The sequence below is a fragment of the Roseibium sp. genome (assembly GCF_050301095.1).
GTDB lineage: Bacteria > Pseudomonadota > Alphaproteobacteria > Rhizobiales > Stappiaceae > Roseibium.
In genome coordinates, this window is sequence record NZ_JBNKYW010000084.1 from 1 (window position 1) to 10,348 (window position 10,348).

The window sequence follows — 10,348 nt, forward strand, 5'->3', positions numbered from 1 at the left end:
CCCTTCGACCGGGACCTTGCCTTTGCCGCCCGACAGGCACGGCAGATCGTCGATGAGCTCGCGGTGATGGAATAGGAGGGTGACAGCCCTGCCAGACCGGCTTACGCGGGAACGGATTGTCCGGGAGGATGTTCAAAAACAAAAAGGCCCGGTAACCCGAGCCTTTTTCGTTTCAAACCCTTTGGGAGGATTTGGAGCGGGCGATGGGATTCGAACCCACGACCCCAACCTTGGCAAGGTTGTGCTCTACCCCTGAGCTACACCCGCATAGTGTCCCGAGCGCTTGGCGGTGACCGCCTCGTCTTCGGTGGCGCAGTATATGAACTATGCTGAGACGGATTGCAACACCGAATTTTCGAAAAATTTTCGACCCCTCTTTCTGTGGATTTCCTGTGAAACACAGGTCGGAAAATGGCTGAATTCTGCCGCTTTTCTGATCAGTTTGCACTTGTGGCGCCGGGTCAAAACGCGCTAGACAGCGCAAAAGCTCAAAATTTTCAGGAAAAAACATGCCGGCATCCCGCGACGATTTGATGGCCTTTTTCAGGGATCTCGATATCGAGGTCTCCACGGTCGACCACCAGCCCGTCTTCACCGTGGCCGAATCCGGCGATCTGCACGACAGGATCCCCGGCGGCCACACGAAGAACCTCTTCGTCAAGGACAAGAAAGGCCGCCTGTTCCTGATCGTCGCCCTGCATGACGCGGACATCGACCTGAAGAAGGTTCATCAGATCGTTGGCGGCCAGGGGCGTGTTTCCTTCGGCAACGCGGACCTCCTGATGGAAGTGCTTGGCGTGGAACCGGGTTCGGTCACACCCTTCTCGCTCATCAACGACCGGGAAGCCCTGAGGGTGACCCCGGTCTTCGATGCTGCCATGATGCAGCACGGGGTCTTGAACTATCATCCGTTGAAGAACGATGCGACTACATCCATCGCGGCGGAAGACCTGATCAAATTCGCGAAGGCCTGCGGGCATTCTCCGCAGGTTCTGGCCGTCAGCGAAGAGGCCAGGGCCGCCGGTCTTTGAGACGCCCGGTCATCTTATGTCCGTGACAATCGCGAAAGCGGGCGCACGGAGGCAAACGGCATTTGAATTTCAGGGTCTGCCGCTCCATGTTAGGAGCCAATTCGATCCTTTGACAGCAATCCCGGTATGGCCTGGCTGCACCCAGCACCGGCCGGAAGAAACGAGGCGGGCACATGAGCAACGGCAACTACAGCATGGGTGGCCAGATTGGCGGCGGATTCGGCGCCAGCATGGACGGCGGCTACGGCGGCCCGGGCGATGGCAATGACAGCGGCGGGACCGGCGGCGACCTCGTCATGGACGTCACCACGCAGACCTTCATGACGGACGTCATCGATGCGTCGCGCACGCAAACCGTGCTGGTCGACTTCTGGGCGCCGTGGTGCGGTCCATGCAAGCAGCTGACGCCGGTTATCGAGGCGGCCGTAAGGGCGGCCGGCGGACGGGTCAAGCTCGCCAAGATGAACATCGACGAACACCCCGAGGTTGCCGGCCAGATGGGCATCCAGTCCATTCCCGCCGTCGTTGCTTTCAAGGACGGCCAGCCGGTGGACGGTTTCATGGGCGCGCAGCAGGAAAGCCAGGTCAAGGCCTTTATCGAGAAGGTCGCGGGCCCTGCCCCGGTCAGCCAGACCGACACCTATCTGGAACAGGCGAACGACCTGCTGACGGCCGGCGACTACGCCCAGGCGGCACAGCTCTTCGGCGCGGTCATGCAGATGGAAGCGGACAACGTGAAGGCCGTTGCCGGACTGGCACAGTGTTATCTCGGCGCGGACGAGCTGGAGAGGGCCAGACAGGCGCTCGAGCTGGTGCCGGAAGACAAACAGGACGACGAAGCCTTCGCCGCAGCCAAGGCCGCGCTCGAGCTTGCAGAGCAGGCCGCGTCCCTGGGCGACCTTGCCGAGCTGCAGCAGCGGATCGACAAGGACCCGCTGGATCATCAGGCCCGCTTCGACCTGGCACTTGGCCTGAACGGCAAGGGTGACAAGAACGGTGCCGTCGACCAGCTCATCGAAATCGTGCGCCGCGACAGGGACTGGAACGAGGATGGGGCCCGCAGGCAGTTGCTGCAGTTCTTCGAGGCCTGGGGCTTCAAGGATCCGGCAAGCGCCTACGGCCGCAGGAAATTGTCTTCCGTGCTGTTTTCTTGACGATTTTCCGGAGTGACACACATTAATCTGGATCAGCGCTGCAACATCAGCGGATGAGGCGCTGACCCTCAATAAATATACAAGAGCAGGCAATGCAGGCGGGAAATGCCATATACGAGACGATTGCGGACCTGCCGCCGGTCCTGCCCGTGTTCCCGCTTGAGGGCGTGCTGTTGCTGCCCAGAACCCAGCTGCCGCTGAACATCTTCGAACAGCGTTACATCGACATGGTGGACACCGCGCTTGCCGGCAACAGGCTGATCGGCATGGTGCAACCCTCGCCGGACAGGATTTCCGACGATCCGGAAAGTCCCCATCTGGCAAGCGTGGGCTGTGTCGGCCGCCTGACCAGCTTTCAGGAAACGGGCGATGGCCGCTACCTGATCACCCTGCAGGGCATCACGCGCTTTGCGCTCGGCAAGGAACTGCAATCCTTTTCCGGGTTCCGGCAGGTGGAATGCGATTTCGCCGCTTTCTCCCATGACCTCAGATGCGGCGAGGGCGAGGAGGAAGTCGACCGGACCGGTCTGCTGAGAACACTGAGGAGCTATCTGGACGCCAACAATCTGGAAGCCGACTGGCAGAGTGTCTCGGAGGCCGAAACGGAAGTTCTTGTCAACGCGCTTTGCATGATGTGTCCCTACGGCCCGCAGGAGAAGCAGGCCCTTCTGGAAGCCCGCGACCTGAAGACCCGCGCCGAAACCCTGATCGCCATTACCGAAATGGACCTTGCCCGGTCCGAGAACGATGGTGGCACCACCTTGCAGTAATCAAGAACCTGCAGCGCTGAAGGAAAGACTGTTTGATGACTGAAACCGCGGACCGCCCGGTCGACCGCAAGCTTCTGGAACTGCTCGTGTGCCCCGTCACCAAGTCGGCACTCGAATATGATGCAAAGGCCCAGGAGCTGATCTCGCGCAGCGCCAAGCTCGCCTACCCGATCCGCAACGGCATTCCGATCATGCTGGCGGACGAGGCCCGCAAGCTGGAAGACTGAAAACAAAAAAGCCCGGACCAATCGGTTCGGGCTTTTTTTCCGGAAATCCCGGCGGATCAATAACCGCCGAAGATCGGCATGATGTTCAGCACGATGATCTGCTGGAGAAAGATGATGGCGAGCAACAGAACCACAGGCGAAATGTCGATGCCGCCGAGATCCGGCATGAAACGCCGGATCGGCCGGAGAGCGGGCTCCGTCAGATTGTACAGCATCCGCCCGATCGAATTGATGACCTGATTGTTCGAATTGACGATATTGAATGCGTAGAGCCAGGAAAAGATCGCGCTGGCAATGATCACGTAAGTGTAGAGTTTCAGGGCGATCAGTATGACGTTGAAGAGTGCGGTCATGTTCCGGTCCGTTGCCGTTCGATATTTTGCTTTGACATCATGTAGCTTCCCGGCCGCCCGCTCGCAAGACTTATGACCCTTATGGCAACGGTCTTGCCCGCATAGACCCGCGGACGGGCCTCGGCCGGCACCCTGCGATGCCGAAATGCAACAGTCCCCAAAAACCGGGAATCCTTAGGCTTTGAGTAAGGCCCAACCGTGGTATCTTCCCGCCAACGAATTTCCATGGGATGTGGGTTATATGTTCAAACTGTTGTCGCGCGCCGCTCTTGCGGCTGTCCTGAGCGCCGTTTCCGGCGCGGCTCTTGCCGAAAGCGGTCAGATTTCCGAACAAGACGCGACCAAGCAGTTCGTCATAGACCTCGGCGTCGGCGCCATCGGCAAGCCGCGCTACGAAGCCGCCGATTCCTACCTGATCTATCCCTTCCCGCTCATTTCCGTCGGGCGTTTCTACCTGCCCGGCCTGGGTCAGGTGGTCGATGGCCGCCGCAGAAGCGGTGTCTTCTTCTACCCGTCCTTCAACTATATCGGCGAGCGCAAGGCCAGCGACAGCACGGACCTGACCGGCACGGATACGGTCGACTGGGCCGTTGAAGTCGGTCTCGGCGGCGGCTTCCGCACCAACCACTTCCGCGCTTACGCCGAATTGCGCCAGGGTTTCAACGGCCACACCGGCCAGGTCGGCCAGCTCGGCGTCGATGCCATCGTCTACCCGCATGAGAAGTGGGAAGTCAGCTTCGGTCCGCGCGCCGATTTCGCGTCAGAAGACTATATGGACACCTATTTCGGCGTGACGGCGTCGGAAGCCGCCAACAGCGGCGGACGCCTGACCGCCTATGATCCGGGCGCCGGGTTCAAGAGCGTCGGCCTTGCGGCCCGCGCCAGCTATGACTGGAACGACGATTTCCGGCTGCACATCCAGGGCGGCTATGACCGGCTTGTCGGCGACGCCGCGGACAGCCCGATCGCCGATGGCGGCAGCAAGGACCAGTTCAGCCTCGGCGTTGGCGTCACCTACCGCTTCGCCTTTGACGTTTTCAACTGATCCCGGCGGCACCGGCCACCCGAACGGGTAATGCCGGGCCTTCGGCCTGCTCAGGTCAATAGGTGCATTCGACCAGGGTAATTCCGGCGGGCACCTTGGTTTTGTCGTCACCACAGGAATCCAGGACGCGGGCCGGGTCCAGGTTGCGGGCCCCGGTCAGATCCGCCCCGGCAAGGTGGGTCCGGCGCATCAGCGCCCCGTTGAAGTCAACACCCTTCAGGTTGGCGCCGGTCAGATCCGAACTGACCAGCCGGGCACCCGACAGATCCGCCCCGGAGAAATCCGCGTTATGGGCAACCGCCCTGTCGAGCTTGGCCTGACGCAGGCGGGCACCCTGAAGATTCGCTCCCGACAAGTTTGCCCGTTCCAGATTGGCAGCATCCATCTTTGCGCCCCTGAAGGAAGCATTCTCGAAGTTGCTTCGGGTCAGGGCGGCGTTTCTGAGGTCGGCGTCGTCGAAAATGGTTCCAACGGCAATCGCTGTGTCGAGATCGGAGTCACGCAGGTCGACGTCGGTGAAGTTGGCACCGGTCAGATTGGCTTTTTCAAGGTCCACCGACCGCATGCTGGCGTTCGAAAAGTCGCTGCCGGTGAAATTCGCGCGTTCCGCCTCGGTCCTGCGGAAATCCGAACCGCGGAAGTCGGAATGGATCACGGAAGCTTCCTTGAGGTCCACTTCCCGCAAGATGGCGCGCTGGAAGTTCGCCTTTTCCATGGTCAGTCTCCGAAGCTCTGCAAGCTTCAGGTCACAGCGCGGGCACCCGCCCTTGTCCCTGATTTCCGCCATGCGCGCTTCATCGCTGCCTGCAAGGGCGGCGCCGGAAACCGCAACAACCGTCAACGCTCCGAGGAAACCTGTCAAAAACCGGCCAATCATAACACTCATCGCCAATCCCTTTTCTCATCCCTAATTGAAATAGGTCTCCAAAACGGCAGTTTAAGGACCGTTCCTATCAAGAACTTCAATTTTGTAGCAAAAGATATGTGATCGCCAGACACTTGGACCGGGACGTCCCTGTCACACCGGCCTCGCGGCAGAAAAGGGTGGGAGGGAAGAAGCAGGCGGGGTCGCAGGTGCCCGCTTCTTCCATCCACTTGCGCTGACGACGCACAACCTGACAATCAGCGTGCCAATTCAATCGCAAAAGCCTTGCCAATTTGTTTTCAGTGGAAATTTTCTAGATCTGGAGGATGTCAGACCCGAAAACACAACATGCTGAAATTGTTTAGAAAATCTTCATGCCTCCTGCATTGCAATCTGCAAGGCCAACTGCAAACGTGCCTAACGGGAGGTTAACGGGAAAGCCTTTCGGATTTCCGGGAGACACCCCCTGACGACGCCGGCCCCTATGGCCTCACGAAAATTCCTGCTTGAGGTCGATGGTCGAGCGTTTGCCGATATCGTCAAAATGCCGATCCAGCCAGTCCTTCGCCGTCTTGCGGCCGATATCGCGCAATTCGGTCAGGAAAGCCCACTCCGCGTTCATCTTCGAGGACGCCTGAAGCGGCTTAAGCTCCGACGCGGAAATACGGTGCAGATGCACCTTCATGTAGTCCTCTCGCGACAGCTTGCCCTCCTCGATCAGCCGGGTAACGAAGTCGATGGCCCTCAACTCCCGTAAAAGCGTGGAATTGAAGGTGATTTCGTTGAGCCGGTTGACGATCTCCCGTGCGCTCTTCGGAACTTCGCGCCGCTCCACCGGATTGATCTGGATGAGCACCACGTCCGGCGTGTCGGTCTCGTAAAACAGCGGGTAGAGCGGCGGATTGCCCATGTAGCCGCCGTCCCAATAGGGTTCGCCGTCGATCTCCACCGCCTGATAGAGCTGCGGCAGGCAGGCGGACGCCATGACGGCGTCGAGCGTGACTTCCTTCTGGCTGAACACGCGGATCTTGCCGGTGAACACATTGGTCGCCGCGATGAAGAGCTTAAGGTTCCGGCAGGCATGGACCTTGTCGAAGTCGACCATCCGTCCGACCACATCCCGCAAGGGATTGATGTTCAGCGGATTGAATTCATAAGGCGAGGCAAAGCGGGACAGAACATCGAAATAGAGATAGCTCGGCGAATAATCGAGGCTCCATTGACCGAGAAAGACATCGATCGGCGACCGCTTGATCGGGCTGAAGCGGGCCTCATTGCTGACTTCCCGCCAGAACGCCTCAAGCCGTTCGCGGGCACCGTCCTCGCCGCCCGCCTGCAGGCCGCTGGCCAGAACCACCGCATTCATGGCGCCGGCCGAGGTGCCCGTGATCGCGTCGATGCAAAACCGGCTGTCTTCCAGGAACCAGTCCAGCACGCCCCAGGTGAAGGCGCCGTGCGCGCCGCCGCCCTGGAGCGCCAGATTGATTTTCTTCGGTTCGGCCAAGCGGGCTTCCTCCGGACGGTGTTACTGCGCCGTCCAGCCGCCGTCGATGGGCAGGATGGAGCCGGTGATGGAGGAGGCCGTGTCGGAACACAGGAAGACCGCGTAGCCGGCGACCTGCTCGATGGTGACGAACTGCTTGGTCGGCTGCGCCTTCAGCATGACATCGTTCTTGACCTCTTCCTCGGTCATGTTGCGGGCCTTCATCGTGTCAGGGATCTGGGCTTCCACCAGCGGTGTCCAGACATAACCCGGGCAGATGGCATTGACGGTGATGCCTTCCTGCGCGACTTCCAGCGCAACCGTCTTGGTGAGCCCGGCAATGCCGTGTTTTGCCGCCACATAGGCGGACTTGTAGGGCGAGGCCACAAGAGCGTGCGCCGAGGCCGTGTTGATGATGCGACCCCAGCCGTTCTTCTTCATGCCCGGCAGCGCCGCGCGGATGGCATGAAAGGCGGAGGTGAGGTTGATTGCGATGATCGCGTCCCATTTGTCGATCGGGAACTCGTCGACCGGCGAGACGAACTGGATGCCGGCGTTGTTGACCAGAACGTCGACCGACCCGAATTCCTTTTCCGCGTCCGCGATCATGCCGGCGATCTCGTCGCCCTTCAGCATGTTGGCCGGGGAATAGATGCAGCGCACACCGAAGTCGGCCTCGATGGCGGCACGGGTCCGCTCGATCTCCTCCGCATCGCCCAGCCCGTTGATGACCACATTGGCGCCCTTTTCCGCGAAGGCACGGGCACAGCCGAGCCCGATCCCGGAGGTGGAGCCGGTGACGACGGCGGTTTTGTTGGCAAGCATGAAGGATCTCCCAGGGACTGAAACAATTTCGGCCACATCATTTCACCAGTTATCGCCGCACTGCAACATCGGAATGACGAAAAGTGAACGAGGCGTCAGGATTATGCGTTTCTTCCAATCCGTCCTCATCCTGAGGAGGACCGTCAGGTCCGTCTCGAAGGATGGGCGGCACACTCCGGTGCAAGTCTCCCATCCTTCGAGACAGCGCTTTGCGCTTCCTCAGGATGAGGAACTACCTGCTGAGATGCCTCGGAGTTCTGCGCGTTCACCGCCGGTTCATGCGCCGGACACCGTCCAGTGCCTTGTGGGCGCGGGCCCTGGCAACCGCCCGCTGGTCTTCGACCATCGACAAATCGGCTGCCCTCAGGCCCAGCCGCTCGGCAAAGCGCTCTCGGATCAGCCCGTAGAATGTCGCGTGCAAACTGGAAAAAACCCAGACGAGGATGAGCATCGTGCCCATCGGAAAGATGGCGGAGCGGATCTGCGGCCAGAGCTCACTGGCGGGCAGAAGCGCGTCGGAAAGGCTGAGCAGCCCAACCCAGACCGCAACCAGGACACCTGCCAGAAGGCTCATGACCAACGCGGAAAACGCCATCGCCCAGCCGAGGCCGGAGGTTGCCCGCCAGCTTTCCTTGAACGTCAGCGGATCGTCGACGGCCGCCGCCGGCAGCACTACGGAGAATTTCTGGACCACCATCAGGGCGACAAACGGCGCGAGGACGAACAGAAGCAACCCCAGCCCTCCGGTTACCGCCGCGACCAGCAGCGTCACGATCACAAGGGGAATGAGCGACAGGGCGCCGATCAGGCCGAGCACGATCTGGTTGAGGATCACCCGGAAGGTTCGTGCGCTGATGGTCAGCGGAAAGTCTCGCGCATCGATCAGGATCCGGCGCACATAGGCGATGGCGATGGAAAATCCGACCAGCAGGTTGGCGATCGTTGCCAGCGCCCTCAGCGCGCCCTCGTCGGGCGCGGTGACCGGTTCCGTCATATAGGACACCGTCCGGAACCCGCCCTCCGGCGTCAGCGACGCGCCGATGGCGAAATTCAGCGCTGCCAGGACAAGGATATAGGCCCAGCCGGTGCGAAACAGCGTTCCGAGATGATGCTGCGCCAGAGAAAGCGACCGTTCCAGGACGGTGATGAGCATGAATGGCTCCAAGGGTTCCATCTGTTTGCAGCAGAATAGCGAAATTGGATAGCCATGCCAGCACTCGGCCGGACTTTCGCTCAGCCTCATATCACCGAACAGTCCTCGCCCCATTGCCCTTTTTCGCCGCACGCCCTAATCATGCGCTGGAAAGTCCGGCCCAATTCCCTCATATGAGGGACAATGCTCAAAACCCCGTTGGTTCCGTCATGATCGATGAATTCGCAAAAGCCCTGCCCCGCCGCAAATCCGTTGGGGTTCCGGTCGGCAATGTGCTGGTGGGTGGCGATGCGCCGATTGTGGTGCAGTCCATGACCAACACGGATACGGCCGATGCGGATGCCACCGTTGCCCAGGTGGCGGCGCTGGCGCGCGCCGGATCGGAGATCGTGCGCATCACCGTCGACCGGCCGGAAGCGGCCGCCCAGGTTGCCCGCATCAAGGAGCGGCTGGAGCGGATTGGTGTGACCGTGCCGCTGGTCGGCGACTTCCATTACATCGGCCACAAGCTGCTGACCGATTATCCGGACTGCGCGGCAGCGCTCGACAAATACCGCATCAATCCGGGCAACGTCGGCTTCAAGGCCAAGCGCGACACGCAGTTTTCTCAGATCATCGACATCGCGCTCAAACACGACAAGCCGGTCCGGATCGGCGTCAACTGGGGTTCGCTCGACCAGGAGCTGCTGACGAAGCTTATGGACGAGAACGCGGAAAGCGCTACGCCGGTCTCGGCCGCCGCCGTAATGCGCGAGGCGATCATCCAGTCCGGGCTGCTGTCGGCCGAACGGGCGGAAAATCTCGGCATGGGCCGGGACAAGATCATCCTGTCTGCCAAGGTCAGCCAGGTGCAGGACCTGATTGCCGTTTACGCCGACCTTGCCCGCCGCTGCGACTACGCGCTGCACCTCGGCCTAACCGAAGCCGGCATGGGCACCAAGGGCATCGTCTCCTCCGCCGCCTCCATGGGCATCCTGCTGCAGCAGGGCATCGGCGACACGATCCGCGTGTCGCTGACCCCGGAGCCGGGCGGGGACCGCACGCGGGAAGTTCAGGTGGCTCAGGAACTGCTGCAGGTCATGGGCTTCCGCGCCTTCGTGCCGGTGGTTGCCGCCTGCCCCGGCTGCGGGCGCACCACCTCGACGGTCTTCCAGGAGCTCGCCAGCGACATCCAGGACCACATCCGGGTCTCCATGCCGATCTGGCGCGAACAATATCCAGGCGTTGAAGGCCTCAACGTCGCGGTGATGGGCTGCATCGTCAACGGCCCGGGCGAATCCAAGCATGCCGACATCGGCATCTCGCTTCCCGGCACCGGCGAGACCCCGTCTGCCCCCGTCTTCATCGACGGCGAAAAGGTCGCCACTCTGCGCGGCGAAGGCATTGCCGACGAATTCAAGCAGATGGTTCTGGATTATATCGAAAAACGTTTCGGCACCGGG

11 protein-coding genes and 1 tRNA gene are annotated in these 10,348 nt (G+C 60.9%); 6 read left to right on the top strand and 6 right to left on the bottom strand.

The annotated features are described in order from the left end of the window. Window positions 1-192: 192 nt before the first annotated feature. Window positions 193-267, bottom strand: a tRNA-Gly gene (locus tag ACQY7U_RS07630). A 242-nt stretch (window positions 268-509) separates the two neighbouring features. On the opposite strand from ACQY7U_RS07630, the gene ACQY7U_RS07635 reads away from it, so the two are divergent. From ACQY7U_RS07635 to ACQY7U_RS07650, 4 genes are all read left to right on the top strand, one after another. Continuing rightward, window positions 510-1,031, top strand: a complete 522-nt coding sequence (locus ACQY7U_RS07635) for a prolyl-tRNA synthetase associated domain-containing protein (protein ID WP_428643266.1) — start codon at window positions 510-512, stop codon at window positions 1,029-1,031. A 173-nt stretch (window positions 1,032-1,204) separates the two neighbouring features. Then, window positions 1,205-2,185, top strand: a complete 981-nt coding sequence (trxA, locus tag ACQY7U_RS07640) for a thioredoxin (RefSeq protein ID WP_428643267.1) — start codon at window positions 1,205-1,207, stop codon at window positions 2,183-2,185. A 92-nt stretch (window positions 2,186-2,277) separates the two neighbouring features. Beyond that, window positions 2,278-2,955 carry an LON peptidase substrate-binding domain-containing protein gene (locus ACQY7U_RS07645; protein ID WP_428643269.1) on the top strand — a complete coding sequence of 226 codons (678 nt, stop codon included), beginning with the start codon at window positions 2,278-2,280 and terminating at the stop codon, window positions 2,953-2,955. A 35-nt stretch (window positions 2,956-2,990) separates the two neighbouring features. Then, on the top strand, window positions 2,991-3,182 hold the full coding sequence (locus tag ACQY7U_RS07650; protein ID WP_428643271.1) for a Trm112 family protein: 192 nt from the start codon (window positions 2,991-2,993) through the stop codon (window positions 3,180-3,182). Between the two features lie 56 nt (window positions 3,183-3,238). On the opposite strand, the gene ACQY7U_RS07655 is transcribed toward ACQY7U_RS07650, so the two are convergent. Beyond that, on the bottom strand, window positions 3,239-3,535 hold the full coding sequence (locus ACQY7U_RS07655) for a YggT family protein (protein ID WP_428643273.1): 297 nt from the start codon (window positions 3,533-3,535) through the stop codon (window positions 3,239-3,241). A gap of 241 nt (window positions 3,536-3,776) precedes the next feature. Here ACQY7U_RS07655 and ACQY7U_RS07660 point away from each other — a divergent pair, with 241 nt between their 5' ends. Continuing rightward, window positions 3,777-4,580, top strand: coding sequence for a MipA/OmpV family protein (locus tag ACQY7U_RS07660; protein ID WP_428643275.1), 804 nt, complete (start codon window positions 3,777-3,779; stop codon window positions 4,578-4,580). A gap of 55 nt (window positions 4,581-4,635) precedes the next feature. Here the strand turns inward: ACQY7U_RS07660 and ACQY7U_RS07665 are convergent, their stop codons facing one another. From ACQY7U_RS07665 to ACQY7U_RS07680, 4 genes are all read right to left on the bottom strand, one after another. Then, window positions 4,636-5,466: a pentapeptide repeat-containing protein gene (locus tag ACQY7U_RS07665; protein ID WP_428643276.1), complete on the bottom strand. Its 831-nt coding sequence runs from the start codon at window positions 5,464-5,466 to the stop codon at window positions 4,636-4,638. Window positions 5,467-5,935: 469 nt separating this feature from the next. Beyond that, complete coding sequence (locus tag ACQY7U_RS07670) at window positions 5,936-6,949, bottom strand: patatin-like phospholipase family protein (protein ID WP_428643278.1); 1,014 nt, start codon at window positions 6,947-6,949, stop codon at window positions 5,936-5,938. Between the two features lie 21 nt (window positions 6,950-6,970). Next, the gene (locus tag ACQY7U_RS07675; protein ID WP_428643280.1) at window positions 6,971-7,753 is read right to left on the bottom strand and encodes a 3-hydroxybutyrate dehydrogenase; all 783 of its coding nucleotides are present in this window, start codon (window positions 7,751-7,753) and stop codon (window positions 6,971-6,973) included. 265 nt (window positions 7,754-8,018) lie between these two features. Continuing rightward, window positions 8,019-8,906 (bottom strand): 4-hydroxy-3-methylbut-2-en-1-yl diphosphate synthase, encoded by an 888-nt coding sequence (locus tag ACQY7U_RS07680; RefSeq protein WP_428643281.1) that lies wholly within the window; start codon window positions 8,904-8,906, stop codon window positions 8,019-8,021. 209 nt (window positions 8,907-9,115) lie between these two features. Between ACQY7U_RS07680 and ispG the strand changes: the two genes are divergently transcribed. Then, a partial coding sequence (gene ispG, locus ACQY7U_RS07685) for a flavodoxin-dependent (E)-4-hydroxy-3-methylbut-2-enyl-diphosphate synthase (protein ID WP_428643282.1) occupies window positions 9,116-10,348 on the top strand: 1,233 nt, incomplete at its 3' end.

Coding starts and splice junctions, on each gene's coding strand:
- ACQY7U_RS07635 (WP_428643266.1), top strand. CDS start 510: ATGCCGGCATCCCGCGACGATTTGATGGCCTTTTTCAGGGATCTCGAT.
- trxA (WP_428643267.1), top strand. CDS start 1,205: ATGAGCAACGGCAACTACAGCATGGGTGGCCAGATTGGCGGCGGATTC.
- ACQY7U_RS07645 (WP_428643269.1), top strand. CDS start 2,278: ATGCAGGCGGGAAATGCCATATACGAGACGATTGCGGACCTGCCGCCG.
- ACQY7U_RS07650 (WP_428643271.1), top strand. CDS start 2,991: ATGACTGAAACCGCGGACCGCCCGGTCGACCGCAAGCTTCTGGAACTG.
- ACQY7U_RS07655 (WP_428643273.1), bottom strand. CDS start 3,535: ATGACCGCACTCTTCAACGTCATACTGATCGCCCTGAAACTCTACACT.
- ACQY7U_RS07660 (WP_428643275.1), top strand. CDS start 3,777: ATGTTCAAACTGTTGTCGCGCGCCGCTCTTGCGGCTGTCCTGAGCGCC.
- ACQY7U_RS07665 (WP_428643276.1), bottom strand. CDS start 5,466: ATGAGTGTTATGATTGGCCGGTTTTTGACAGGTTTCCTCGGAGCGTTG.
- ACQY7U_RS07675 (WP_428643280.1), bottom strand. CDS start 7,753: ATGCTTGCCAACAAAACCGCCGTCGTCACCGGCTCCACCTCCGGGATC.
- ACQY7U_RS07680 (WP_428643281.1), bottom strand. CDS start 8,906: ATGCTCATCACCGTCCTGGAACGGTCGCTTTCTCTGGCGCAGCATCAT.